Annotated in this window: 23 protein-coding genes; 9 read left to right on the top strand and 14 right to left on the bottom strand. The window is 56.3% G+C overall.

Going from position 1 to position 24,242, the window contains the following annotated elements:
- Window positions 1-74: 74 nt before the first annotated feature.
- Genes P1U45_RS07685 through P1U45_RS07695 form a run of 3 tightly spaced genes read right to left on the bottom strand, consistent with a single transcriptional unit; the run spans window position 75 to window position 1,615 of the window.
- Window positions 75-530, bottom strand: coding sequence for a DUF1178 family protein (locus P1U45_RS07685; RefSeq protein ID WP_301058531.1), 456 nt, complete (start codon window positions 528-530; stop codon window positions 75-77).
- Window positions 531-541: 11 nt separating this feature from the next.
- The gene (gene grxC / locus P1U45_RS07690) at window positions 542-802 is read right to left on the bottom strand and encodes a glutaredoxin 3 (RefSeq protein WP_301058533.1); all 261 of its coding nucleotides are present in this window, start codon (window positions 800-802) and stop codon (window positions 542-544) included.
- Between the two features lie 24 nt (window positions 803-826).
- Window positions 827-1,615, bottom strand: a complete 789-nt coding sequence (locus tag P1U45_RS07695) for a ComF family protein (RefSeq protein ID WP_301058535.1) — start codon at window positions 1,613-1,615, stop codon at window positions 827-829.
- Here P1U45_RS07695 and P1U45_RS07700 point away from each other — a divergent pair.
- Complete coding sequence (locus P1U45_RS07700) at window positions 1,614-2,510, top strand: methyltransferase domain-containing protein (RefSeq protein ID WP_301058536.1); 897 nt, start codon at window positions 1,614-1,616, stop codon at window positions 2,508-2,510. The two genes, P1U45_RS07695 and P1U45_RS07700, sit on opposite strands and share 2 nt — an antisense overlap.
- On the opposite strand, the gene P1U45_RS07705 is transcribed toward P1U45_RS07700, so the two are convergent.
- Genes P1U45_RS07705 through P1U45_RS07720 form a run of 4 tightly spaced genes read right to left on the bottom strand, consistent with a single transcriptional unit; the run spans window position 2,511 to window position 5,381 of the window.
- Window positions 2,511-2,696 carry a Flp family type IVb pilin gene (locus P1U45_RS07705; RefSeq protein ID WP_293610261.1) on the bottom strand — a complete coding sequence of 62 codons (186 nt, stop codon included), beginning with the start codon at window positions 2,694-2,696 and terminating at the stop codon, window positions 2,511-2,513.
- Window positions 2,693-3,118: a (deoxy)nucleoside triphosphate pyrophosphohydrolase gene (locus P1U45_RS07710; RefSeq protein ID WP_301058537.1), complete on the bottom strand. Its 426-nt coding sequence runs from the start codon at window positions 3,116-3,118 to the stop codon at window positions 2,693-2,695. Before P1U45_RS07710 ends, P1U45_RS07705 begins: the two co-directional genes overlap by 4 nt.
- A 41-nt stretch (window positions 3,119-3,159) precedes the next feature.
- Window positions 3,160-4,395, bottom strand: a complete 1,236-nt coding sequence (gene argJ / locus P1U45_RS07715) for a bifunctional glutamate N-acetyltransferase/amino-acid acetyltransferase ArgJ (RefSeq protein WP_301058539.1) — start codon at window positions 4,393-4,395, stop codon at window positions 3,160-3,162.
- A complete protein-coding gene (locus tag P1U45_RS07720) occupies window positions 4,392-5,381 on the bottom strand; it encodes a peptidylprolyl isomerase (protein WP_301058540.1) in 990 nt (329 codons plus the stop codon). The genes argJ and P1U45_RS07720 overlap by 4 nt, the downstream gene beginning before the upstream one ends.
- A 165-nt stretch (window positions 5,382-5,546) precedes the next feature.
- Here P1U45_RS07720 and secA point away from each other — a divergent pair, with 165 nt between their 5' ends.
- From secA to P1U45_RS07735, 3 genes are all read left to right on the top strand, one after another.
- Complete coding sequence (gene secA, locus P1U45_RS07725) at window positions 5,547-8,246, top strand: preprotein translocase subunit SecA (protein WP_301058543.1); 2,700 nt, start codon at window positions 5,547-5,549, stop codon at window positions 8,244-8,246.
- Between the two features lie 393 nt (window positions 8,247-8,639).
- Entirely contained in the window at window positions 8,640-9,314 is a 675-nt protein-coding gene (locus P1U45_RS07730) for a carbonic anhydrase (RefSeq protein ID WP_301058544.1), read from the top strand.
- Between the two features lie 8 nt (window positions 9,315-9,322).
- Window positions 9,323-11,008 (top strand): SulP family inorganic anion transporter, encoded by a 1,686-nt coding sequence (locus P1U45_RS07735; RefSeq protein WP_301058545.1) that lies wholly within the window; start codon window positions 9,323-9,325, stop codon window positions 11,006-11,008.
- Window positions 11,009-11,175: 167 nt separating this feature from the next.
- Here P1U45_RS07735 and P1U45_RS07740 read toward each other — a convergent pair whose 3' ends face one another.
- Window positions 11,176-11,697 carry a GcrA family cell cycle regulator gene (locus P1U45_RS07740; RefSeq protein WP_301058546.1) on the bottom strand — a complete coding sequence of 174 codons (522 nt, stop codon included), beginning with the start codon at window positions 11,695-11,697 and terminating at the stop codon, window positions 11,176-11,178.
- Window positions 11,698-11,996: 299 nt separating this feature from the next.
- On the opposite strand from P1U45_RS07740, the gene P1U45_RS07745 reads away from it, so the two are divergent.
- Window positions 11,997-12,806 (top strand): ABC transporter permease, encoded by an 810-nt coding sequence (locus P1U45_RS07745; protein WP_301058547.1) that lies wholly within the window; start codon window positions 11,997-11,999, stop codon window positions 12,804-12,806.
- A gap of 233 nt (window positions 12,807-13,039) precedes the next feature.
- Here the strand turns inward: P1U45_RS07745 and P1U45_RS07750 are convergent, their stop codons facing one another.
- The 4 genes from P1U45_RS07750 to P1U45_RS07765 all read right to left on the bottom strand — a co-directional run bounded on the left by P1U45_RS07750 (window position 13,040) and on the right by P1U45_RS07765 (window position 17,596).
- Complete coding sequence (locus P1U45_RS07750) at window positions 13,040-15,088, bottom strand: TonB-dependent receptor (RefSeq protein ID WP_301058548.1); 2,049 nt, start codon at window positions 15,086-15,088, stop codon at window positions 13,040-13,042.
- 151 nt (window positions 15,089-15,239) lie between these two features.
- Window positions 15,240-16,064, bottom strand: a complete 825-nt coding sequence (locus P1U45_RS07755; protein ID WP_301058549.1) for a crotonase/enoyl-CoA hydratase family protein — start codon at window positions 16,062-16,064, stop codon at window positions 15,240-15,242.
- A gap of 87 nt (window positions 16,065-16,151) precedes the next feature.
- Window positions 16,152-16,556, bottom strand: coding sequence for a DUF805 domain-containing protein (locus tag P1U45_RS07760; RefSeq protein ID WP_301058550.1), 405 nt, complete (start codon window positions 16,554-16,556; stop codon window positions 16,152-16,154).
- 164 nt (window positions 16,557-16,720) lie between these two features.
- Window positions 16,721-17,596: a hypothetical protein gene (locus P1U45_RS07765; protein ID WP_301058551.1), complete on the bottom strand. Its 876-nt coding sequence runs from the start codon at window positions 17,594-17,596 to the stop codon at window positions 16,721-16,723.
- A 319-nt stretch (window positions 17,597-17,915) separates the two neighbouring features.
- Here P1U45_RS07765 and P1U45_RS07770 point away from each other — a divergent pair, with 319 nt between their 5' ends.
- The 3 genes from P1U45_RS07770 to P1U45_RS07780 are packed head-to-tail and all read left to right on the top strand — an operon-like array spanning window position 17,916 to window position 20,974.
- The gene (locus tag P1U45_RS07770; RefSeq protein ID WP_301058552.1) at window positions 17,916-19,103 is read left to right on the top strand and encodes an aspartate aminotransferase family protein; all 1,188 of its coding nucleotides are present in this window, start codon (window positions 17,916-17,918) and stop codon (window positions 19,101-19,103) included.
- Window positions 19,104-20,024, top strand: a complete 921-nt coding sequence (gene argF, locus P1U45_RS07775) for an ornithine carbamoyltransferase (RefSeq protein ID WP_301058553.1) — start codon at window positions 19,104-19,106, stop codon at window positions 20,022-20,024.
- Window positions 20,006-20,974: an Hsp33 family molecular chaperone HslO gene (locus P1U45_RS07780; RefSeq protein ID WP_301058554.1), complete on the top strand. Its 969-nt coding sequence runs from the start codon at window positions 20,006-20,008 to the stop codon at window positions 20,972-20,974. The genes argF and P1U45_RS07780 overlap by 19 nt, the downstream gene beginning before the upstream one ends.
- A gap of 39 nt (window positions 20,975-21,013) precedes the next feature.
- Here P1U45_RS07780 and P1U45_RS07785 read toward each other — a convergent pair whose 3' ends face one another.
- Window positions 21,014-21,862 (bottom strand): HNH endonuclease signature motif containing protein, encoded by an 849-nt coding sequence (locus tag P1U45_RS07785; RefSeq protein WP_301058555.1) that lies wholly within the window; start codon window positions 21,860-21,862, stop codon window positions 21,014-21,016.
- A gap of 197 nt (window positions 21,863-22,059) precedes the next feature.
- Between P1U45_RS07785 and P1U45_RS07790 the strand changes: the two genes are divergently transcribed.
- The gene (locus P1U45_RS07790) at window positions 22,060-22,692 is read left to right on the top strand and encodes a hypothetical protein (protein ID WP_301058556.1); all 633 of its coding nucleotides are present in this window, start codon (window positions 22,060-22,062) and stop codon (window positions 22,690-22,692) included.
- A 239-nt stretch (window positions 22,693-22,931) separates the two neighbouring features.
- Here the strand turns inward: P1U45_RS07790 and P1U45_RS07795 are convergent, their stop codons facing one another.
- Entirely contained in the window at window positions 22,932-24,167 is a 1,236-nt protein-coding gene (locus P1U45_RS07795) for an FAD-dependent oxidoreductase (RefSeq protein WP_301058557.1), read from the bottom strand.
- Between the last annotated feature and the right edge of the window lie 75 nt (window positions 24,168-24,242).

A 24,242-nucleotide genomic window follows, 5' to 3' on the forward strand; every position in this document is an offset into this window, starting at 1 on the left:
CTCCAGTGCTGAGCGGATCAGTTGATGGAGAAGAAATGCGCTGGCGGAATGAAGGTTCCCCGCCGAGGCGTGTTTTAGTTGAGTTTTTTCTGATCGACCGGTTTGGCTGGTGTCGCGGCTTCGGGCAGAGGGACAGCAGAGACGCCGTCCTCAATCAGTTCTTTGGCTTCTTCGAGTGTGGTCTCACCCCAGACGGGTTTGGCCTCTGCCTCACCCTCATGCATAGCGCGGGCTTTCCTGGCAAAATCCGAGCCGACATATTCGTGCGTGGAGGCGATATGGTCGCGCACGGCGCGCATCATCTCGGCCATTTTCTGGTCAGGCGTGGAAGCGGCAGCAGGCACGGTATCACCGCGCTTTCTGGTGCCGCTCACCGATGGTGCCATGATCTGCTTCTTCACGTCAGCGCTGCCGCATTCGGGGCAGGTGACGAGGCCCTTCTCTTTCTGCTGGTCAAACGCATCCGAGCCTGAAAACCAGGCTTCGAACGGGGACTGACAGGACAGACATTGAAGGGCGTATTTGACCATGGCGGTGTCGTTTAAGCTTGTGACAGAAGCGGGTCCAGCTTGCCTGCGCGCTCCAGCGCAAACATCTCGTCGCAGCCGCCAATATGGTCGTCATTGATGAAGATTTGCGGATAGGTGCTGCCGCCATTTGCGCGCTGGATCATTTCCTGACGCTTTTGCGGGTCCATACCAGCGTCGACATGCGTGTACTCCACGCCCTTCTTGTCGAGCAGTGAGAGGGCGCGTGTGCAGTACGGGCAGAACTGACGCGTATAGATTTCAACCTTGGCCATAACAATAATTCTCCGATCGCGGACTTATATAGTCGGATTTGCGGGCGCTACAACGCGGGCAAATGTCACGACATCCAGATTGGACGGTCGCGCCCGTTGAAGTGTGCGTGCGCAGGCCGTGAGTGTGGCGCCCGTTGTGTAAACATCATCCAGCAGAATAATGCGCATTCCGGCAATGCGTTCCGTGCCGCGTTTTGTCAGCTCGAAAGCCCCTGCCACATTGGCGCGGCGCTGGCGGGCATTGAGATGGCCCTGACTGGGCGTCGCCTTTACGCGGCGGATGCAAAACTCGTCATAGGGCAGGGATAGCTTGTCTTTCAGGGCGGCTGCCAGCCATCCGGCCTGATTGAAGCCGCGCATGGCAAGGCGGCGCGAATGGATCGGCACAGGGATAACGAGATCAGCGGTGGTGAGCACATCGCCTGCCGCAGACGTCAGAAACTCTGCAAAGACTGACAATCCGTTCCGGTTGCCACGGCGTTTGAGAGACAGGACCAGCCGGCTGGTGATATCATCATAAACGAGCGCAGAGCGTGCCTGATGCCAGACGGGCGGATGCGCCGCGCAGGCCGCACAGATAAGCCCGTGCTCCTCGCCGCGCTCAAAGGGCAGGGCGCAGCTGTCGCAGAATGGCTGGCAGATAAAGTTTAGCTGCGCGAATTCTTCCGGCGAAAGGCGGGCATTACCGGCAAGGGAATCCCCGCTTACCAGAGACTGTCCGGGGTTCAGCCAGCCGAAAAGGCTGCGAAGGCGTTCGCGGTCTACGCCTAACACCTTGGCGGATGGCACTGATCGGTCCATATCTCCAGCCATGATGCAGAACCCGACCTCCGAAGTCTTTAATCGCGCGCAAGTGCGCCGCCGCCGTGAGCGTGCCAGTGCAGGCTATCATCAGGCAGACTTCCTGAAAAAGCGTGTGCTTGAAGATATTTCTGACAGGCTTGCTTCAACAGGGCGCAAATTCGACCGTGCGCTCTGCCTTGGCGGGTATAGCGCGCAGACGAAAGAGATACTCGGCCCGTTCTGCGGTGACCTGATCGAGACCGATTTTGCACAAGGGCGCGTCGGTGAAGGCGGCGTGGTCGCGGATGAGGAATGGCTGCCCTTCAAGGATGAAAGCTTTGATCTGGTGGTGAGTCCGCTTGCGCTTCACTGGGTGAATGACCTTCCAGGCTCGCTGATCCAGATCAACCGCGCCATGAAGCCGGATGGGTTCTTCGTCGGAGTTCTGGCAGGCGGGGCAAGCTTTACTGAGCTTCGCCAGTCTCTCCTGCGCGCGGAAAGCGAACTGACCGGCGGGGCAGAAATGCGTGTCTCTCCGTTTGCGGATGCAGCTGATATGTCCGCGCTTGTGCAGAGGGCAGGGCTCGCGCTGCCGGTGAGCGACCGTGACCGGCTCACCATCCGCTATGATACAATTTTCGACGTGATGCGTGATCTTCAGGCGCTCGGTGAGACGCACGCGCCAGCGCAAGGCGTAGGGCGTCCGTTACGCCGTGATGTGCTGATGCGGGCTGCGCAAATCTATGCGAGCGAGTTTGCTGACGCGGATGGTCGCCTGCGCGTAACGGTGGATCTGATCTGGGTGACGGGCTGGGCGCCGCACGCTTCACAGCCAAAGCCGAAGCGTCCGGGCTCTGCAAAAGTCTCTATGGCTGAAGCGGTAGGCGCAAAAGAGCTGCCAGCGGGTGATAAAGCGGGGCGGTGATCAACCGCCCTGAGCTGCATCCCAGTCTGCGTCGAGACCTTCATACATGTCTGTCGCGGAATTGCCCCATGAGGTAATCGCCGCAATCAGGCCGATTACGATGAGCGCACAGATAAGACCGTATTCGATAGACGTTGCGCCGCCTTTCGCCTTGCTGAAGGAGGTAATCTTGCGTCGGGCGCTCATGCGAAACCTCCTTTTGAGGCGTAATCTTCAATGAAGCTGAAAAGCGGAATGTCTGCCTCTGGTGCAGGATAGGTTTTCAGATCGGCTGGCGCGACGAATTCAAGCGTCTGACCTTCCTGTGCAACCGGCTCTCCATCCCATTCACGGATGAGGAAGACAGGCATCACCAGGTGGAAATTGTCATAAGCGTGGGAGGCAAAAGTAAGCGGGCGCACTGCGCTTGCATGGGTCTGCACGGCCAACTCCTCCCTTAGTTCGCGTATCAACGCTATTTCCGGCGTTTCGCCGGGCTCGATCTTGCCGCCAGGGAGTTCCCAAAGCCCCGCCATAGACTTTCCTTCCGGGCGTTGAGCCAGAAGTAGGGTCTGATCCGGGCGCATGAGCACTGCCGCAGAGACGTAGAGAATTTTTCTCTCAGACATTTTCTAACAGTAAATCGTAAAGGGGGGTTGCGTTAATCTTTTCAAGTTCGGTACGCGCCGTTAATTTCTACGTAACCGTGAGTGAGGTCGCAGGTCCAGACTTTGGCGCGTCCGTTACCCATGGCGACATCCACCGTAATCTCGATGTTTTCGCCGGAAACAGCCGCCATTGCGCGGGCTTCGTCATAGCTTTCCGCGCGTCCGCCGCCCTGGGCAACGCGAACCCCGCCAATCTCGATAACAAGTTTATCCCTGTTAACAGGTTCCAGCGATTTGCCGACCGCCATAACGATACGGCCCCAGTTCGCATCGCTTGCAGCAAGGGCCGTCTTGACGAGCGGGGAGTTAGCGACCGCGCAGGCAATCGTTTTGGCGGAATTGTCGTTCACCGCGCCGGTAACTTCGATGCCGATGAATTTTGATGCGCCTTCACCATCACGTACGATCTGGTGGGCAAGGTCCATGAAGACTTCGCCGATCGCGTCAGAAATCTGCTCGAAGGCTTCGTCGGATGCGGCCTGACTGATCGGCGCAGCGCCTGTGGCGAAGAGCATGACCGTGTCTGATGTCGAGGTGTCGCCATCAACGGTAATGCAGTTGAAGCTCGCATTTGTGTGGCGCGAGGTGATCTGCTGGCATTGTTCCGGCGTGAGTGGCGCATCTGTGAAAATGTAGGCCAGCATGGTTGCCATGTTTGGCGCGATCATGCCGGAGCCTTTCGCGATACCTGCGACGGAAATCGTCCGGCCAGCCACTTCGATCTGCTTGCCAGCACCTTTCGGGAACGTATCCGTCGTGGAGAAGGCTTTTGCCAGTTCCAGCCATGGCTTGCCCGGTTGAAGGGTTGGCCAGAGTGTAGGCAGATGCTGCGCGATCAGGTCCGGGCTGACTGGCTCGCCGATGACGCCTGTGGCCGCGATATAGCATTCATGACGCGGCATACCGGTGAGGGCTTCATACGCGTCCAGCGTCGCTTCATTCTTCGCAACACCCTTTTCAAACGTGAAGGCGTTGGAATTACCCGCATTGACGACGAGTGCAGAGGCTTTGCCGCCGGATGTTTCCAGCGCTTCACGGCACCAGTCCACGTCACAAGACCGCGTCAGCGAGCGGGTGAAGGCCCCGCCGCAGGAGGCGATTTCCGGAAAGTGGACGATCAGCAGATCGTCGCGCTGATACTTGTACATGCCAAGCGAGAAGGTCGCGGCGTGTACGCCATCAATGTCAGGCAGGTCCGGAAACCGTTCCGGAGCCAGCGGAGAGCGTGTCAGTTTCACTCAGTCGCCTCAGTGGTTGGAGCTGTGTCATCAGTAGTTTCAGATTCGTCTGCCAGCGGAAGGCCAGACGGCATTTCATCCTCGACCATAAGGTCATCGAGCGATTCCGGTGCATCGCTGAAGTTTCGAACACCAATCTCAGGGTCTTCGATAACGGTCTCGATGCTGGCGCGGTTGTGCAGGCGCTCCAGAACAGTGCTGATCTCGCTGAGGGTCAGAAACTCGACAATCATCGGGCGGGTTTCATCGAATGTCGGCGGCGCTTCTGTGCGGCGGTCATCAATTTTTATGATGTGCCAGCCAAGGTCGCTCTCGAACGGAGACGAGATTGCGCCAACCGCTGTGCGGTTGATGATAGACGGGAAAGGCGCGGAAAATTCTTCGGGCAGGAAATAACCGAGCAGGCCGCCTTCTGCGCTTGAGCTTCTGTCGATGGAGTGGGTAAACGCGACCTCGGCAAATTCCGCCCCGCCGCGCAGCTCCTGATAAAGCTCGTCTGCTTCTTCTTCGGTTTCCACCAGAATGTGACGGATCAGGACTTCCTCACCAAGCTGTTGGAGGGCCGTCTGCGCTTCGTACATTTCCAGAATGGCTGCATCGTCGACTTCAGCGGAAACGAGGTTCTCGATCAGGATGTTACCGAGAATACGTTCGCGGGCAGCCTGCAGACGATGCTGGGCGTTTTCTTCCAGATGAAGACCGCGAGAGAGAGCTTCCTGCGCAAGCAGTTTCTGGTCGATCAATTGTTTCAGAATATCGGCGAAAACCGGATCGGTGGTTTCAAGACGTGTGCCGACATCAACCCGGCCCTGCGCAACGGCTTCCAGTTCAACATCAGTGGCATAGATAGGTTCACCATTAACAACGGCGGCAACGGCAGCGCTGACACGGATCGGGACACCTGCCGGGTCGGAGCTGTTTTGTTCACATGCGGCTGTTGTGAGCAGCAGGCTGCCGAATAAAGCGGCGAAAATCGTACGTTGCATGCGCGTCTGTCTTTCCTGCTTGCAGGTCATCTACATTGACACCAATTTATAGGCTACTTAAGTCATGCTCATCGCAGGGTCGAGGTCAAATCCCCGCTCGTGTGCAGAGTATGTAAAGATGTGCGTGCTATCCAAGCGGAAAGTGCGACGAACTGGTTTTGATTTATGCTTCAACTTGCAAAGAAATTATTCGGATCCTCGAACGAGCGTCAGATCAAGCCCTACCGGGCGCGCGTTCAGCGGATCAATGCGATGGAGCCCGTAATTGAAGCGCTTTCTGATAGTGCGCTCCGGGGTAAAACCGCCGAATTCAAACAAAAACTCGCCAATGGCGCGACGCTGGACGACATTCTGGAAGAAGCGTTCGCCGTTGTGCGTGAGGCGTCGAAGCGTGCCCTTGGTATGCGACATTTCGACGTACAGCTCATTGGCGGCATGGTCCTCCACTCGGGCAATATTGCAGAGATGCGTACAGGTGAGGGTAAAACTCTCGTCGCAACGCTCCCCGCTTATCTGAATGCCCTCGAAGGCAAGGGCGTTCACGTCATCACGGTGAATGATTACCTCGCCAGCCGTGACGCAGAGTGGATGAACCAGGTTTATAGCTTCCTTGGTCTGAAGACCGGCACGATCGTTCACGGTCTTGATGATCGCCAGCGCCGTGACGCCTATGCTTGTGACATCACGTACGGCACGAACAACGAATTCGGTTTCGACTATCTTCGCGACAATATGAAATACGCCCTGACCGATATGGTTCAGCGCGGTCACAATTATTGTATCGTGGACGAGGTCGACTCCATTCTGATCGACGAAGCGCGTACGCCTCTGATCATTTCCGGCCCGACAGATGACCGTTCTGATCTTTACCGTCAGGTTGATGCGATCATCCCTCAGCTGGTCGACGAGGATTATGACCTCGACGAGAAACAGCGCTCTATCGTCTTCACTGAAGAAGGTAACGAGCACATTGAGGACCTGCTGACACAGGCTGGCCTCATGGAAGGGTCTATGTATGACCCGCAGAACATCACCATTGTTCACCATGCCAACCAGGCGCTGCGTGCGCATAAGCTGTTCACGCGCGACAAGGACTATATCGTCAAAGACAAGCAGGTCATGCTGATTGACGAGTTCACAGGCCGTATGATGGAAGGCCGCCGCCTTTCAGAAGGTCTGCACCAGGCGATCGAAGCCAAAGAAGGCGTGGCGATCCAGCCGGAAAACCAGACGCTCGCGTCTATTACCTACCAGAACTATTTCCGCCTCTATAAGAAACTCGCGGGCATGACCGGTACGGCTGATACAGAAGCCGACGAGTTCATGGACACGTATGGTCTGCGCGTTTTCGACATTCCAACGAACCGCCCGATCCAGCGTATCGATGACGATGATGTCGTCTACCGCACGGCGAAAGAGAAATACAAAGCGATCATCGAAGAGCTGCGTGACTGCCATCAGCGTGGTCAGCCGGTTCTGCTCGGTACAGCGTCTATCGAGAAGTCCGAGCTTCTCTCTACACTGCTCGCTCAGGCAAAAATTCCGCACCAGGTTCTGAACGCCCGTCACCACGAGCGTGAGGCGCTGATCATTGCGCAAGCCGGTATGCCGGGCGCGATTACGGTTGCAACGAACATGGCTGGCCGTGGTACGGACATCCAGCTTGGCGGTAACCTTGAAATGCGCATGGAGACAGAACTTCTGGCAGGTCGTCAGGACCAGCTGCAGGCCGAGTTCCAGACCGAGCTTCAGGAAGAAGTCGGCCGCATTATTGAAAAGACGCCAGCGCTCGCGGCAAGCCGTGACCAGATCATGCGTAATGTACCGCCGGAATTGCGCGATAAGGTGGTAAAGCGCGTTGAGCATAAAGTGCTCGAGCAGATCCGTCAGGAAATTGAAGATGGTAGGCACGAGCAGCTGAAAACCCGTCTGAAAGACGAGATTGCAGCAGCGAAGAAGAAGGCACTGGATGCCGGTGGTCTGTTCGTTCTGGGTACAGAGCGTCACGAGAGTCGCCGTATCGACAACCAGCTTCGTGGTCGTACAGGCCGTCAGGGTGACCCGGGTCGTTCGAAATTCTACGTGTCTATCGAAGACGATCTTCTGCGCATCTTCGCAGCCGAACGTCTCGACACCATTATGCGTCGCCTTGGTATCAAGGAAGACGAAGCCATTGTTCACCCATGGATGAACAAGGCGCTCGAGACCTCCCAGAAAAAGGTCGAGCAACGTAACTTCGAAATCCGTAAGAACCTTCTGAAATACGACAACGTGACGAATGACCAGCGTAAAGCGATCTTCGAACAGCGAATCGAATTCATGACGGCTCAAGACGTGAGCGACACCATTACCGAAATGCGCCGTGATGTGGTTGAGGACATCGTCAATGAGGCGATGCCGCCTAAAACCTACGCCGAGCAGTGGGACATTGATGGCCTGATCGAGGAAACGCACAAAATCTTCGGCATCACACCGCCAATCCGCGAGTGGGCATCCGAAGAAGGTGTGGCGAACGAAGAAATCATCGAGCGTCTGTCAGCAGCGGCTGATGAAGCCTTCCTTGCACGTGCAGCTGAAATGGGTCCGGACCGTATGCGCTGGTTCGAAAAGCAAATTCTTCTCCAGCTTCTGGACAAGGAATGGCGCGAACACTTGCAGCAGCTGGATCAGCTTCGTTCTGTTATTCACCTGCGCAGCTATGGTCAGCGTGACCCGCTCAACGAGTTTAAATCTGAAGCGTTTGCGCTCTTCTCAGAGCTCTTGTCTTCACTGCGTAAAACAGTGACTGGCACGCTGATGAACTTCCAGATTCAACAGGGACCACCGCCGCAACAGCGTCCGGCGCCAGCACCTCAGCAGGTCTGACGAAAATGTTATCCTGATGTTATCAGAAAAAGCCCCGCATCTCTTTTCAATGTATTGAAGGTGCGGGGCTTTTTGTTATCTTCATTCCATTGGGAACGGGGTGACACTTGTCTTTTTGTACGTCTGTCAAACGTGGTGAATGTGCCAAGTTTATCGTCATGATAAACGGGGAACTCATGGCTGCGCCTTGTCGTCGTGCCCACCCTGCATCCCAGCGTGATCCTGTCTGATCACGACCTCTTAGATTCCGAAAACCGAGACCTGTCGCCCTTAACGGGTGAAGTGCATCTGCGCCTGCCCCTGCCCCTGCAAGGCTGATACGTCCCGCCCGGAATCCGTTCCTTCCCGAAAAATACATCATAAATCCGCGCACCCGCGCGAAGAGGAGAAGCTATGCCTAAGATTGCTGCCGGCGTTGTGAAGTTTCAACGCGAGTCCTATCCAAAACGTCAGGCTCTGTTCGAAGAGCTGAGCTCCGGTCAGTCTCCGGAAGCCCTGTTCATTACCTGCTCTGACAGCCGTATCAGCCCGAACCTTATGACATCAACAGAGCCGGGCGAGCTCTTCATTTGTCGCAATGCCGGCAATATCGTGCCGCCGCATACCCTGCATACGGGCGGCATGACTGCGTCTATCGAATATGCGGTCGCGGCGTTGAAAGTCCCTCACATCATCGTTTGCGGTCATACAGAATGCGGCGCGATGAAGGGCGTTACAGACCTCGAGGCGCTGAACGAGCTGCCACACGTGAAAGACTGGCTGAGCTATGCGCGCGCGGCCTGGCAGGTTGTGAAAGAGAAAGGCGAGGGCATGTCCGAGCAGGAGCGTATGCACCTTCTCATTCAGGAAAATGTTCTGCTTCAGCTGCAGCACCTGAAAACCCACCCTTACGTGGCTGCGCGTCTTTCAACGAACTCCGTGAAGCTGCACGGCTGGGTCTATGACATCAAAACCGGTGACGTGACCGCTTGGAATGAAGAGACGCAGCGCTTCGAGCCGGTGGCCGACTATTACGCTGACATGGTGCGCGAGCACCTACCTGAGCACGCTCACGTCGCAGCGGAATAGGGGCTGGCATGAAAAATTACTTCGATTTCTCCCACATAAAGGGCGACCTTTATGGCGGGATCACAGCTGGCGTGGTGGCTCTGCCGCTCGCGCTGGCGTTTGGTGAAGCTTCCGGCGCGGGCCCGATTGCGGGCCTTTGGGGCGCTATTTTTACCGGCTTTTTCGCAGCATTTTTCGGCGGAACGCAGACACAGGTCACCGGCCCGACGGGCCCGATGGTTGTCGTCTTTGCGGGTCTCGCCGGTGAAGTAAGCCGTCAGGCGGGCGCGCCATTCCCTGAAGTGGCTGGCATCATCTTTGCCGCGGTCATTCTGGCAGGTATCTTCCAGATCCTGCTCGGAGTGATGCGGTTTGGTGAGTATATCCGCCTGGTGCCATACCCTGTGATTTCGGGCTTCATGACCGGTATCGGCGTCATCATCATCCTGTTGCAGGCCAGCCGCCTGTTCGGGTCTGAACCGGATGGCGGCGGTACGATCGCCGCGATGGAAGCTATTCCGGCGGCGATTGCGGACCCGAATTTCGGGGCGCTTGGTCTTGGCCTGCTGACACTGGGCATCGTGTTCTTCTGGCCAAAAGCGATTGGCAAGTTCATTCCGGGTGCGCTGGCTGCGCTGGTTATCGGCACGCTTGCGGGGATGCTGCTCGAGGTTCCGATCATTGGTGAAGACCTCGTCGTCGGCTTCCCTTCGCTAGTCGTTCCGAATATTGACCGATCCGCGGCCTTCCTGGTCGTCGAAGCGGCGATTATTCTGGCTCTGCTCGGCGCGATTGACAGTCTTCTGACGAGCCTTGTTGCAGACAATGCGACACGCACACGTCACGAGTCTAACCGCGAGCTGATCGGTCAGGGCATTGGTAACTCTATTGCGGGTCTGTTTGGTGCCATTCCGGGCGCGGGTGCAACCATGCGGACCATGGTGAACATCCGGACGGGCGGTAAGACCCGTATTTCCGGCATGGTGCATTCCATTCTGCTGCTCGCGGTTGTCGTGGCACTTGCTCCGCTTGCGCGGGCAATCCCGCACGCTGTTCTGGCAGGCATTCTGATCAAGGTTGGCTGGGATATTATCGACGTCGCTTACATCAAGCGTGCGCATAAAGGCCCTCGCTGGGACCTCGTGCTCATGGCGCTTGTGCTTGTCGTCACCGTGTTCGTTGACCTGATCACAGCCGTGGGTCTTGGTGTGTTCCTCGCGGCGCTCGCCTTTGTTCGCTCGGTTGCTCAGCAACAGCTCGAAGCGATCAATCGCAATGCACCAGTCGCGTTGAACGAAGAAGAGCAGACATTGTTCGAGCGAGCTGGCAGCCGCCTGCAAATGTTCGAATTCTCCGGTCCGCTCAGCTTTGGTGCGGCGGCTGACCTGTCCCACCGCGTTCGAGAGAACGTGCATGGGCGTGAGGCGGTTATCCTCGATTTCGGCGGTATTGATAGCGTGGACGTATCAGCCGCGCGGGCTGTCGAGGCGATTTCGGAAGACGCCCATGATGAAGAGCGCCTGCTCTTTGTGTGTAACGTCACCGAGACTGTGCACCAGCAGCTGGCAGGTCTGAACGCTGACCGTTTCCTTCCGGAAGGCTATCAGTCCATGTCCCGTCTGGGGGCGATCCGCAAAGCTGTTGCCGGCATAGAAGCCAGCGAAACGCCTGCGGATACTTCGGACGAAACCGACACGTCGCTTAAACCTGCCTGACCTTCCCCAAATGCAAGGGGCGCGCTCTACGTGGCCCTGAGCAGCAGGTTTGAGTGATGCCCCGACCGGATGTTCTCCACGCCTCCGGTCGGGGACTACATAAAAAAAACACCGCGCCGTTCTGGCGCGGTGTTTTTGGTTTGGGATCTGGTCTTCCCGATTTTTTGTTAGCCAGCGGCGCGTTGGCCGTCTTCGCGTCGTGTGCGCGATTTTTTCGGCTGGAACGCGACTTTTGCGTGTTCTGCGCAGTAAGGGCCGCCGGAGGCTGCGCGACCGCAGAATGCAAAATCCTTGTCCATCGGATCGCCGATTGGCCATTTGCACATGGACTCGCGAATGTTCAGAACGCTTGCGAAGTCGCCATTCGCCAGTTTCACCGGATCAAGCGGCTCTGTTGTTTTTGCGACAGCTGGCAGCGTTGTTGGCTGTTGCTGTTGTGGTGCCGCGACCTCTGGTGTCGTTGTCACTGGACGCTCGACACGCTGCGGCGCTGGTTTTGGCCTTGCCAGACGTGGTGGGCGCTTAACCGGACGTGACGGCGTCGCGCGACCTGAGAGGCCTAGCCGGTGGACTTTGCCGATGACGGCATTGCGTGTGACACCGCCAAGCTGGTTGGCAATCTGGCTGGCGCTATGGCCCTCGGTCCAGAGTTTCTTGAGCTGTTCCACCCGCTCTTCTGTCCAACTCATCATCCGCCTCCTGAAAGTCAGTTTTGTTAATCAATATGTAGTAGCGTTGAGACTTTGTTAACCTTAGCCTTCCCCACATATCGTATAGGTTGAGGCGGGAGACACAATATCATGATCTGTGGAGAACATGATTAATCCACATCTAGTGGGCAAAATTAACCAATTGCATGTGGAAAACCGAGGAAACCTATCTGGTCAATTAACGCGAACTCATATGAGCAGGGTGTTCTGGCCATTCCATTCTCGTCCGAAAGCCTTATGTGTTGGACCTGATTGACGGAAACCAAGGGGCTGACACCATGAGCTACGCTGAACCTCGCCGATTTGCCGGTTGGAACTGGCTCGGAATGTTCACGCTGTATAAGCGCGAAGTCGGGCGTTTTATCAAAGTGGCGATGCAGACCCTGTTTGCACCTGCCGTCTCTACTCTTCTTCTGATGACAGTCTTCAAGCTTGCCTTTGGTAATCGCGGCGAACTGACCGGAGATTTTGAAGGCATCGCCTATCAGAATTTCCTGGCGCCGGGCCTGATCATCATGTCCATCCTGCAGAACGCCTTCCAGAATACGGCGAGCTCTCTGACGATTTCAAAAGTGCAGGGCACATCAGTCGACTTTCTCATGCCGCCGCTGTCTGCGCTCGAGCTGACGCTCGGTTTCGTCGCCGGTGCTGCAACGCGCGGGATTATGGTTGGTCTCGTTACGGGTATTGCGATCCAGATCCTTGGTCTTGCGTCTCTGTCCATCACCCATATCTGGGCGGTCATCTGGTTCTCCATGATGGCGAGCATTATTCTTGGCGCGATTGGCGCGGCGGGCGGTATCTGGGCCGATAAATTCGACCACCTTGCGGCTGTGACCAACTTTGTGATCGTGCCACTGACCTTCCTGTCCGGTACATTCTACGACGTGAAGGTTCTGGCAGAGCCGTTCCAGACGCTCGCTCACTGGGACCCGTTCTTCTATCTGATTGACGGTTTCCGCTATGGCTTCCTTGGCGTCGCGAACTCCAACATCATGACAGGTGTCTTGGTCACCGGCGGCCTTGCATTCGTGACCTGCGCATTTGTCTGGTGGCTGTTCAAAATCGGCTACAAACTCAAAGCCTGATCGTCACCCCATTCAGCGAACAAAAAAAGGGACCAGTCCTGCGAAGGGCTGGTCCTTTGAGTCTTCCCATGCACGAGCTCGGGAGGAAAGTGGTGGCTAAGCGCTAGTCATATCGTCATGCCTTTCATTTGTCGATAGTTGGCTACACTTATATAATTAAATAACTGCAATTATTCGATGATTGCCGGCTCCGGGGAAGGCAGCCCGAAGCCGGCAGGGACGTCAGGCAAGCCTCAGAAATTATACCGCACTCTGAAGCGAACCTGACGGGGCTCGACGGGTTTGAAGTGAATATCCTCGACCGGGTTGGCTTCACCCTGAAGCTGGCTTTCGTAGAAATAGCTGATGTCGTTATCTTCCGCGTCGAGGGCATTCAGAACTTCAAGACCGAAGTCGATAGTGTTCCAGGTATAGTTGGCGCCAAGGTTCAGAATGGTCGTCGGATCGGTGGTGACAGAACTGTCTTCGATCAGCGGCGCTTCACCCAGATAGCGTAGACGCGCGGTGAATACCCATGGTTCGAAATCGAGATGCATGCCGCCGCCAAACACGGTTTCAACTGCATTCGGAATGGCGGTATCAGGGCCAGACACATTGAACTCCGCATCGGTGAAGGCTGCGCTGGCATCAAGGGTGAGCCAGTCATTCGCGCGCCAGAAGCTGGTCAGCTCAACGCCTGTGCGTGTGGTGGCATCATTGATTTCAGTCGTGCCAGCATCGCCGACAAAGATCAGTTCAGAGTCGAGCTCCAGCGTGAACAGGGCGGCTGAAAGGTTGAAGTCGCCGCGTTCGAAACGTGCACCCAGCTCATAGCCTTCGCCTTCAGAGAATAGAGGTGCCTGAGTGGCGGGCTGGCCGCTTGCCGGATCGGTCTGGATCACGGTGCCGCGAATATCATTGGTGTGGAAGCCGCGGCCATAGCTGGCGTATAGTTCGACATGATCGCTGGCCCGCCAGGCCAGAGATGCGTTGGGCGTCACGAGTGTATCGTCGATCGAACCGGAGTTTTGTGGCACGATATCGGCGGTGACTTCGCCATCATAATATTCTGCGCGAAGGCCGAATGAGCCACGCAGCGTTGGCGTGAAATGGTATTCGGCTTCACCCCATACGCCGAGGCTGAATTCCTCAACCGAACCGCGATTGACCGTCTGCAACACGGTCGGGCCTGCCGTGAGCTCCAGGCCAACGTCCGAAATATCGTCATAGCGTAGCTGCGCGCCCGTATGAATCTCGAGGCGGTCACTCAATTCCCGTTCATGTCGGATTGAGCCGCCCATAATCGTACGTTCGTCAAACTGGTGGAATTCGTCACCATTCACCGGATCGGCAAGGAAATAGGTGAAGTTGGACGTCAGGCTGAAAGAGGAGTCGACAAGGAAGGCAGAAATCTCTGTGGACGCGCCATCGCCGTGATCGAAGCCGAGCTGGCCTGACAGGCTATAGCGGGAGACATCTCCGCCCAGATCATCATCGAGAGACCCGAACCGGCTGATCTGACCGGATTGAACGGCGCGAAGGGGAATTTGCTCGCTGGAGACCCAATTATTGTCATACGCCATTGCGGTGAGGGTGTAATTCCATGTGCCAAAATCGCCAGACAAGCGCGCCAGGCCGCTAATCTTCTCGACCTCCTGCGCGTTTTCCCATGGGCCGTCATAGTTCTGGAATTCGCCTGCGATGAGGAGAGAGGTTGTCTCTGACAATGGCGTTGAATAGCCGCCCACCGTTCGCAGATACCCGTCTTCACCAACTTTCAGTTCGACGAAATTCTCAGCGAGTTCGGAATAGAGCGTATATGTGCCCGCGCCTGCCACGGAGAAATCACCTGTATCAGCGAAATATGGACCTTTTTGATAGTCTACGCGCTCAACGAGTTCCGGAATGACCGGGTTCAGATCCAGATAGCCCTGCCCATGCCCGTGCGAGCGCATGGAAAGCGGCACGCCATCCACAACGGCTGAGAAGTCTGAGCCGTGATCAAGGTTGAAACCGCGCAGGAAGAACTGGTTGGCTTTGCCTTCACCTGAGTGCTGGGTGGCAATCACGCCTGGAATAACTTCAACAAGCTCGCCAGCGCGTGAAAGAGGGCGGTCTTCAAAATCAGCATAGCCGACGACGCCCTGTGAAGCGGCCTGCGCTTCGCCAATCAGCTCAAGACCGCGGCCATGAACCTCCACCGTGGAAAGCCGGTTCTCATCGTCTGTGAGGTCTGCAGTTTGAGCATAGGCCGAAACAGAGGTAAGGCCCGCCAGCAGCGCAATGGCGCTTGTTCGTATCATTCTTCCATCCCTTGATCTGGCGGCCCGAAGCAATGCCGCGGGCCGGAAGGGATTTGATACGGGGTTCACTACACCGAAGTGCAGTAAATAACGGTAACGTAACGCAGTGTAACGTTACAGACCGCCGGATATGTATATAAATTACAGTTGGTTAGTCGGACGTATCAGAGAAGTTGCCGACGCGCTTTTCCATGCCTGCTTTCACCGCTTCGACCTGATTAGGCTTGCCGATGATCTCATCCTGCAGAACAGATTCTGTCAGAAGTGCTTCAGCGTCGGTCGCGTCGAATAGGGCGTTGAACATTTTCTTGGAGCGTTTCACAGACGACGGGGAACGCTCTGCGATCTCGCGCGCCAATGCTATCGCGTCATCGTATGGGCTTTCAGACACATGCGTTGCGAAGCCGTATTCCTTGGCCTGCTCGCCGGAGAAAATGCGCGCGGTGTAAGATAGCTCTCGCAGAATGTCTTCGGACGCGATAGCGCGCATGACCGGTGTGCCGCCCATATCCGGAATGAGGCCCCATTTGGCTTCCATGATGGAGAGCTTGGTTTCGGGATGCACAAACCGGATATCTGCGCCGAGTGTCAGCTGGAAGCCGCCGCCAAAGGCGATGCCGTGAACTGCTGCGATGACGGGTGCGTGCAGATTGCGCCAGCCCCAGACGATCTGTTGGGCGCGGTTGGCAATGCCATGCGTGCGATCGGCAAGACCGCCGCCATGCTTCACAGTGGCCGAGCCACCATTGCCTTCTGCAGTACGTTTGAAATTGCTGGTGTCGAGACCTGCGCAGAAGGCGCGGCCTTCACCGGACAGTACCACGACGCGCACTTCCGGGTGGTTTTCCAGCTCTGCTGCTGTGTCGATGAGCGCGCTGATCATCGCATCATCGAGCGCATTCATCTTATCCGTGCGGACCATTTTAACGTCCGCAATGCCGTTCTCGATTGTGTAGGTGATGCGCTGCTCGCTCATGGCGTTTCCCCGAGGCTGATCTTCGTTTTGGCGAAGACTAGACCCGGGGCGCCGTTTGGCAAGCCATACCGTTGGGTGAGGCCTGGCCTAGAAAACGTCGTGCGCCGGGTTTTTCGGGCTCGGGCCGTATTTGTTCGGGCCCGGCGTGCCTTCGGTGACAAAGTGGAAAAGGAGGAAGAGAAAGCCGATTAGCGGAACTAACCAAATTAGTACCCAGAAGCCGCTCATATCCTTGTCGTGAAGGCGTCTCACCGCCACAGCGAGATTGGGGATGATACAAGCAAGGCCGAATAGCCAATACACAATCATCGGGATCCAGATCAGCATCACTCCAATATCACCAAGCATCGCGAAGAGGCTGGTAAGTGCGAGCATCGCCAAGTAGATGATAAACTGCATCAAGACCGGCCACCAGAACTCGGCACGTCGCGCGCGATCCTGAAAGTTGAAATAGTTTGAAAAATAGCGACCAACCGCTGTACCAAAATCCATGAGATTCCCCCCTTAAGGAAGGCAGCCCCCTGCTACCCTACCGGTCAGGTTAAATTCTGAACATGGAGCTGGCGTGTCTGGCAAGCGTGAATTGTACTGAATGCAGGCAATAAAAAACCGGCCCACCTGAGTGAGCCGGTTTCCTGTTTGGTCATGCGATCAGCTTAGTTGCTGTAAAGCTCGGAGATAGAGAGCGTTGTTGGCTGATTGTCGCCGAAGAAGCTGCCAACCCAGATGTCGTACTGGCCGCTCATCGGAGAGGCGATGTTGACAGACGCGTTGAAGTTTTCACCGGAGTCATCGTCGCAAATCCAGCTGCCATCCGGCTGGTTGATCACCAGAGTGGTGTCGTCGGAAGACATTGTAGAGATGATGAGCGGCAGGATATCGCTGGCCGCATAGTTGAGGCGGAAATCAGGTGCTGTTGCGATCATACCAGCACAGCCAACAACTTCAGCGTCAATGCCGCCGCCAGATGTGAGCTGAACGTTATATGGATCAGGCTCAAACCCGGACTGAAGGTCAACCGAACCGAATGTCGGGTCGAGCGAGAAGTCAGGCATACCGCCGCCATAGGACGCGCCAGCCATGATTTCTGAGATGTGAAGTGTTGCCTCTTCATTGCCGCCGCCGAATGCGCCAACCCAGATGTCGTACTGGCCGGACATAGGCTGGGTAAATTCGAGCATCGGGTTCAGGTCGCCCGCGCTGTCGTCATCACACGCCCAGTTGCCGTCTGGCATGTTCACAACAAGCGTCGTGTCAGAGCTGGATGTGACGGACAGGATGAGTGGGAAAATATCGCCAGCCATGTAGTCGAGGCGGAAGTCAGGCGCGTTGGCGATCATGCCTGCGCAACCGATTGTAGCAGCGTCGATAGAACCACCAGAAACCAGATCAACGTCGTACGGATCTGGTGTGAAGCCGTTTTCGAGGCTGACAGAGCCGAAGCCTGGCTCGAGTGTGAAGTCCTGAGCGTTTGCTACGCCAGCTGAACAGATAAGTGCGGTAGACGCGATAAGCGCGATAGTCGTTTTCATAATGTCCCCCTTCGGACCCTTAAACAGCGATGGCACCTTAGTGCACTGTGCCAAATGTCTGGAATATGAACAGAATTCAGATTCTGGAAATTTATGGCTTCGTCGGAGCCATCTTTACGTGAATTCCTGAAGTTTCAATACATTTCAGCGGGAAAACTGCGCTTGTGACGCTTTACTCTTCAACTAGTCGCATCTGCAGTTGTGATCATTTCATGACAACAAAGCCGTTCCATTGACCAGAATAGCGCAATTAAGGTAATGACGCGGCTTCTTTTTCAACAGGGCAGGAGAGCCCTCTCAGCATTCAGGAGTACATGTCATGCGCGAAGCCATGCTTCCCGTTTACGCCCCGCCAGAAGAAGTCTTCGTGCGAGGTGAAGGCATGCGACTGTATACTGAAGACGGTACGGCGTATCTCGATTTCATTGCCGGCATCGCGGTGAACGCGCTTGGTCATGCGCACCCTAAAATGGTTGCCGCTCTGAAAGATCAGGCAGACAAGCTCTGGCACACATCAAACATGTTCCGCGTACCGGCTGGTGAAGAGCTGGCCGAGAAGTATTGCGCGAACACATTTGCCGATCAGGTCTTCTTCACCAACTCCGGTACAGAAGCGATCGAATGCGCGCTGAAAACAGCCCGTAAATATCACTATGTGAATGGCGAGCCGCACCGTCAGGAAATCCTGACATTCTCCGGCGCATTCCATGGCCGCTCTTTCGCGGCGATCAATGCAGGCGGCAACCCGGCGTATCTGGAAGGCTTTGGCGAGCCTATGGCGGGTTTCACCCAGCTGCCATTCGGCGACCATGACGCGCTGAAAGCGGCTATCACGAAAGACACATGTGCAGTTCTGGTCGAGCCGGTACAGGGCGAAGGCGGCGTGCGCAGCATTCTTGAACATTGCCTCGTCTCCCTGCGCGAGCTGTGCGACGAGACCGGCACGCTTCTCATTTATGATGAAGTCCAGTGCGGCGCGGGCCGTACAGGCAAACTGTTTGCGCACCAATGGGCAGACGGCAAAGCTGATCCGGACATTATGGCTGTGGCTAAAGGCGTTGGCGGCGGCTTCCCGTTCGGTGCGTGCCTCGTCACAGAAGAAGCAGGCAAGGGCATGCGTCCTGGCTCTCACGGCTCCACCTATGGCGGTAACCCGCTGGCGATGGCTGTCGGCAATGTCGTGTTCGACGAAATGATGTCCGAAGGCTTCCTTGAAGGCGTTCGCCGCACGGCCAGCAATCTGCAGCAGGGCCTCGCAAGCCTGAAAGACCGTCACCCTGATATGGTTGAAGACGTGCGCGGCAAAGGTCTCCTCGTGGGCCTGAAGCTGAAGTCTGCACCAAAGCCGGTTCAACAGCTGGCACGCGCGAAAAAGCTCCTCTGCGGCGTTGCGGGCGACAATGTTCTGCGCCTTGCACCGCCTCTCATCGCTACGGATGCTGATATCCGTGAAGCTATCGACATTCTTGATGCCTGCCTGACGGAGGCCAAAGCTCAGGAGAGCTAAATGAAGCACTTTCTGGATCTCGCTGACATTCCGTCCAGCGAGCTGAGAGCCATTCTGGATGACGCGAAGGCCACAAAAGCCGCGCGTCAGGGCTGGCCGAAGGGCAAGGTCGATGCGGGCGCGCCGCTCGCCGACCATATCCTTGCGATGATTTTCGAGAAAAGCTCCACGCGTACCCGTACGAGCTTTGATGTCGGCATGCGCCAGCTTGGCGGCCAGACCATGTTCATGACCTCGTCAGACATGCAGCTCGGTCGCGGCGAGACGATTGAAGACACGGCCAAGGTTCTGTCCCGCTTTGTCGATATCGTCATGATCCGAGCGAACAACCATCAGGATGTTGTCGATTTCGCTGAGACGGGCTCTGTGCCGGTCATTAACGGCCTGACGGATAAGTCTCACCCGTGCCAGATCATGGCAGACCTGCAGACGCTGGAAGAAAAAGGCCTCGACCTGAAGGGGGCGCGTATCGCCTGGGTGGGCGATGGCAATAATGTCTGCGCGAGCTTTATCGATGCTGCGCCGAAATTCGGCTTCTCGCTCGCAGTTGGCACAGCTGTCGGCTATGAAGCACCGCAAGACCGTATTGAGGCTGCCCGCGCAGAGCAGGGCCGCATCGACGTCTTTACCTCTGCGGCCGAAGCCGTAGCCGGCGCAGACGTCGTCGTGGCAGACACTTTCGTCTCCATGGGCGACAAAGATGCAGATAAACGTCTTTCAGACCTTGCACCCTTCATGGTGGATGACCAGCTAATGGGCGCGGCCAATGGAGGGTCTATCTTCCTCCACTGTCTCCCGGCGCACCGCGGTGAAGAAGTTTCAGCCAGTGTGATTGACGGGCCGCAATCTGCGGTTTTTGACGAAGCTGAGAACCGGCTTCATGCACAGAAGGCAATTTTGAAATGGTGTCTGGAAACCTGACCCATCTGGCCGACGAGCTCGGCACAGGCGCAAACAGCGTTGCAACATTCCAGCTGGACCAGCAGGCCGTGCGCGGACGTATCACGCGCATGGACGGTCAGGTGATTGGCGCAATTCTGAACCGTCACGACTATCCGCACGAACTCGCCCGTTTTCTGGGTGAGGCGCTCACCCTTGCTGTGCTGATCGGTGCAAGCCTGAAAGAAGATGCACGCGTGGCCGTGCAGGCGCAGGGCAGTGGCCCTGTCAGCCTGATGGTTGCCGAATATCACACGCGCGGCAGCCTGCGTGGCATGCTGCGCTATGACGAAGAAAAATGGGCTCTTGTAGAGCGCGTGAATAAGGATGAGCTGATCCGCCCGCACCCGCGTCAGGTGTTCGGCAATGGCGCGCTCGCCATCACCGTGATTTCAGACAATGAATTCGTACAGCCTTATCAGGGTGTCGTGCCGCTCGACGGGACGTCGCTGGCCGAATGCGCAGAACACTATTTTGACCGCTCAGAGCAGGTGCCAACTAAGGTCCGTCTCGCTGTAGGTGAAATTCAGAAGGCAGGCGAAGGCGCAAGCTGGCAGGCTGGCGGCGCGCTGATCCAGAAAGTTGCAGGCGATGAAAATCGCGGCGACACCGAAGACCAGTGGAACACAGCCAGCGTGCTTTTCCAGAGCGTTGAGGATGCCGAGCTGCTCGACCCTGATCTGTCACTTGGCCGTGTGCTTTACCGTCTCTTCCACGAAGATGGTGTGCGCATGGAAGCGCCTAGTCCTGTGCGCGATGAGTGCACCTGTTCGGAAGAACGCCTCGTTGAAACGATGAAAAACCTGCCGGATAACGAGCTTCTGGAACTGGCCGAAGAGACTGGAAAAGACGTCTTTGAAGCCGATTGTCAGTTCTGTAACCGCCAGTTTGAAATCCCGCTTCAGGATGTGATTACGTCCAAGCCGAATTAGGGCTGCACTCCTCTTTCTCGAGAGGGGTAATGTTGCATCTCATGCCAATTTTCTTGAAGCGATTTCGGATAGCTCTGCTTGGAATTTTTCTGGATTGACTCCGAAATGCGCGCGACGATGATCGTCCGGGCACAAGGCAACTACATTTGAGACGGTATCGGCGCCTTGTTCGCTTAGAGGGATAACATGGTGAGTTTCGAGGTAAACTGAACCGCTTGGAGTATCGAAACCTCTTTTGTTGCAATACTCACAGTGCCCTTTGGCACGATTGAGCACTTGTCGGCGAACCTCTGGACTTCGAACGAATGATGATACCATCGTGGAAGTTCTTTTTCCTGCTCCCTTTTCATGTTGATCTATTGAGAATTGATCAATGTAGGGCGAGGAAAGAGTTCCTCTCACTAGCTTATTGGCGCCCGTGGAAACATTGTATTCTGCGAGTGTCCAAAGTTCTGTGTCGAGCTCACGTAAATTCACTTTAGCGGGTTTTGCGCCAGGAACGTGGTAATCTGTTCGATCACCTGCGAGCCAAATTACTCTGATAGGAAGATTATCCCGCACCGCGGTGTGTAGCGCCTCATCGAGTCGTTTGGCTCGTCCAGACCATGAGCCTTTTCCTAAGGCTTTGAAATCAGCGGCTTCCTTGCGGAAATTGTTGATTTGATAAATTTGGCCATCATCTTCGATGCTTTTGGCGTGCCACAAGTTTATTGCAATAACTTTTCCCGGCTCAACATAAGCCCATTCGTAACAGTACTTGGGATTCGCTGCGGCTTTAGCTGCTCCACCCTTAAAGTTGGGCCAATCAGAGATATCGATGCCCGCTTCAGCGACCAAATCCATGATACGTCGCTTTGTTTGCGGGAAGAGTGATTTGAGCTCTGACATTATTACCTCGTTTTCGATGCATTGCTCCGGAGGGAATTAAGCGACCGCCGGCAATTTTAAGAATACATTTATGTATATTAAATTCTAGGTTATTGGCGCTCTAGGGCTGTCCACGCCTTCTGAGCAGCGGCAATCCGATGCCTTGCACCAGAGGGAAACTAATCCAACCCCACCACATGCCACCCTAGAATTGGGGCATGATCCCCGCGCCATCATCTGTCCCTGACTACACCTCGCTGACCATCGGCCAGCTGATCGGGCTGAACCTTGCGCGGCTGTATGCCTGGTGCATGCGGCTGCAGGCGTCTGGTGAAACGCGCGCGCCGCGTGACCTGGTACGCATGGTGATCTCAACCGACGCTATGCTTCATTCTTATGTGCGCATGCTGGCCTCGAGCCAGCTGGAGCGGGCCGGTTTCACCTATGCGGCAAACGCCATGCGTATGCCCATCTGGCAACGGGCTGGTCGCTTGGTTGGCTCTCGCGCACCTTCGGTGCGCATAGAGCGCGCTCAGGGCTGTGCTGTTTGCTCTCATGAAGCAGAGGTTCTCACAGAGCCAACTCAAGGCTGTGACCTCATCTCATTGGGCGAGCTGTTTGACCGGCTTCAGACGACTATCGAGAACTTTGAACGCGCCGAAATACTGGCGAGCCATCTGGCTCGTGTGATTGTCTGCGCACTGGCTTATCTTGTGCCTGAAGTGCGCGTATCCATTGTTTTTGAAGAAGCTGTAGAACTGGCCTTCCCGCCTTGTCAGTACATCACGACATGGCCAGAGCCATGGCCGCCGCCAGACCACGTGACGTGTAACTTTTCACTCGCGATCTGACTTCAATCTTCAAACTAAAACTCATGCGCGGCAGGGAATCCCTTGCGGCGATACTGGTGCATCTGGTTGAACGCTTAGCGGTGGTGTCATCCCGTGCGCATTGCAGCGCGAAGCGGTGCTTTGCAGACACGGGACCTGATTGAGTAAAGGCGGTGGTTTCAGGTCCCGGATCAGCAGTGCATCATTGGAATGCTGCACAGCATCCGGGATGACACGAGGTCTTTCCCCTTATACCAACCCTATATCTCCGCGAGTTCCGGTAGTCCGATCAGCTTTGCCAGGCGTTCGGCCGTGCCCATGCCCATCGTCCAGCCGAGCATGCCATGGCCGAGATTATAGGCGAGTGCCGTATGCGGGCGACCCATGCGCGGGTTTGAGTCCGGTGTCATCGGGCGAAGGCCTGCCCAGACAGACTGAACATTCCGGAAATCAGCCGCTTTGGGCAGCGAGGCTTCAGCCTCCCGAAGCAGCGTTGCGATCCGTTTCTGATCCGGATCGGGATTGGTCCAGCCAAGGTCGGCCATGCCTGCAATGCGAATGCGATCTCCCAGACGGGAGACGACCAGGCGGCGCTTTGAATCCGTGATCGAAATACGCGGGGGGTTTTCGCCATGCGGGGCCGTCATGGAATAGCCCTTCATAGGCATGACGGGCACATCGATCTTCAGCTCTTTCAACAGGCGGCGGTCTGCCCCTGTACAGAGCACGCAGAGGTCCGCCTCGCGCACATCGCCGTCGGCTAGGGTGAGCGTTGCGCGGTCTGATGAAAGCGAGACATGCTGGACCCGATTGCCGAACAGGGTTTTGACGCCGAAATCCCGTTTCAGCAGCGCCAGAAGATTGACCGAGAATTTGTGCGCATCGCCCAGCGCCTCACGCGCGGCATACATCACGGCTTCAGGGCGGGTGCCAAGGTCTGTCAGCGCCGGTTCCAGCTTGCAAGCTTCTTCATATGTGAGGAGGCGCTGCTCATCTTCGTCGAGCCCTTTGATGGCCATACCGGCTTCGACATTGCGGCGGGCTTCCGGCGTGTAAATGAGCTGCATTTTGCCCGGCACCTGGTAGTCGAAATCAAGGTCATAGCGCTGGACAAGCTTTTGCATTTCAAGGCGCGAATCCAGCCCGATGGCGAGCGCGCTGCGCGTGTTTTCGGCATGGCGGCTGGCCGTGCAGTTGCGGAGAAAGGCCAGCAGCCAGTTCACATAATCAGGGTCGAGCGAGACCTTGATGCGAAAGGCCGGGTTCAGCCCCATGGCGAGGCCGGGCATATCCTTGATGATCGTGTCGCTCGCCAGTGCTTCTGTGTGCAGATAGCTGAGCTGGCCGCCATTGGCAAAAGAGGTGCCATCGCCCGCACCGTCGCGAAAGTCGATCAGGGTCACGTCCACACCGCGCCGCGCCAGCGCATAGGCTGTCGTCACGCCGACAACGCCAGCGCCGATAATCATAGCCGTTTTCGGTGTGCGCACGCTCATTTCGTGGAGAGATCATCCCTGTCTGGGTGTGGAGTCCTGCTTCTAACCTGATGCATTGAGAGAGTGCAATGCGAG

Origin of the sequence: Ponticaulis sp. (assembly GCF_029210165.1) — a bacterium.
In the GTDB taxonomy this organism is placed as follows: Bacteria; Pseudomonadota; Alphaproteobacteria; order Caulobacterales; family Hyphomonadaceae; genus Ponticaulis.

Bases quoted from the DNA above. Each gene is read 5' to 3' on its own strand.
- P1U45_RS07760 (WP_301058550.1), bottom strand. From the start codon at position 16,556: ATGGATTTTGGTACAGCGGTTGGTCGCTATTTTTCAAACTATTTCAAC.
- P1U45_RS07735 (WP_301058545.1), top strand. From the start codon at position 9,323: ATGAAAAATTACTTCGATTTCTCCCACATAAAGGGCGACCTTTATGGC.
- P1U45_RS07750 (WP_301058548.1), bottom strand. From the start codon at position 15,088: ATGATACGAACAAGCGCCATTGCGCTGCTGGCGGGCCTTACCTCTGTT.
- P1U45_RS07685 (WP_301058531.1), bottom strand. From the start codon at position 530: ATGGTCAAATACGCCCTTCAATGTCTGTCCTGTCAGTCCCCGTTCGAA.
- argF (WP_301058553.1), top strand. From the start codon at position 19,104: ATGAAGCACTTTCTGGATCTCGCTGACATTCCGTCCAGCGAGCTGAGA.
- P1U45_RS07695 (WP_301058535.1), bottom strand. From the start codon at position 1,615: ATGGCTGGAGATATGGACCGATCAGTGCCATCCGCCAAGGTGTTAGGC.
- P1U45_RS07780 (WP_301058554.1), top strand. From the start codon at position 20,006: ATGGTGTCTGGAAACCTGACCCATCTGGCCGACGAGCTCGGCACAGGC.
- P1U45_RS07740 (WP_301058546.1), bottom strand. From the start codon at position 11,697: ATGAGTTGGACAGAAGAGCGGGTGGAACAGCTCAAGAAACTCTGGACC.
- P1U45_RS07710 (WP_301058537.1), bottom strand. From the start codon at position 3,118: ATGTCTGAGAGAAAAATTCTCTACGTCTCTGCGGCAGTGCTCATGCGC.
- P1U45_RS07700 (WP_301058536.1), top strand. From the start codon at position 1,614: ATGATGCAGAACCCGACCTCCGAAGTCTTTAATCGCGCGCAAGTGCGC.
- P1U45_RS07730 (WP_301058544.1), top strand. From the start codon at position 8,640: ATGCCTAAGATTGCTGCCGGCGTTGTGAAGTTTCAACGCGAGTCCTAT.
- P1U45_RS07720 (WP_301058540.1), bottom strand. From the start codon at position 5,381: ATGCAACGTACGATTTTCGCCGCTTTATTCGGCAGCCTGCTGCTCACA.
- P1U45_RS07795 (WP_301058557.1), bottom strand. From the start codon at position 24,167: ATGAGCGTGCGCACACCGAAAACGGCTATGATTATCGGCGCTGGCGTT.
- P1U45_RS07765 (WP_301058551.1), bottom strand. From the start codon at position 17,596: ATGAAAACGACTATCGCGCTTATCGCGTCTACCGCACTTATCTGTTCA.
- P1U45_RS07790 (WP_301058556.1), top strand. From the start codon at position 22,060: ATGATCCCCGCGCCATCATCTGTCCCTGACTACACCTCGCTGACCATC.
- P1U45_RS07785 (WP_301058555.1), bottom strand. From the start codon at position 21,862: ATGTCAGAGCTCAAATCACTCTTCCCGCAAACAAAGCGACGTATCATG.
- P1U45_RS07745 (WP_301058547.1), top strand. From the start codon at position 11,997: ATGAGCTACGCTGAACCTCGCCGATTTGCCGGTTGGAACTGGCTCGGA.
- P1U45_RS07705 (WP_293610261.1), bottom strand. From the start codon at position 2,696: ATGAGCGCCCGACGCAAGATTACCTCCTTCAGCAAGGCGAAAGGCGGC.
- grxC (WP_301058533.1), bottom strand. From the start codon at position 802: ATGGCCAAGGTTGAAATCTATACGCGTCAGTTCTGCCCGTACTGCACA.
- P1U45_RS07755 (WP_301058549.1), bottom strand. From the start codon at position 16,064: ATGAGCGAGCAGCGCATCACCTACACAATCGAGAACGGCATTGCGGAC.
- P1U45_RS07770 (WP_301058552.1), top strand. From the start codon at position 17,916: ATGCGCGAAGCCATGCTTCCCGTTTACGCCCCGCCAGAAGAAGTCTTC.
- secA (WP_301058543.1), top strand. From the start codon at position 5,547: ATGCTTCAACTTGCAAAGAAATTATTCGGATCCTCGAACGAGCGTCAG.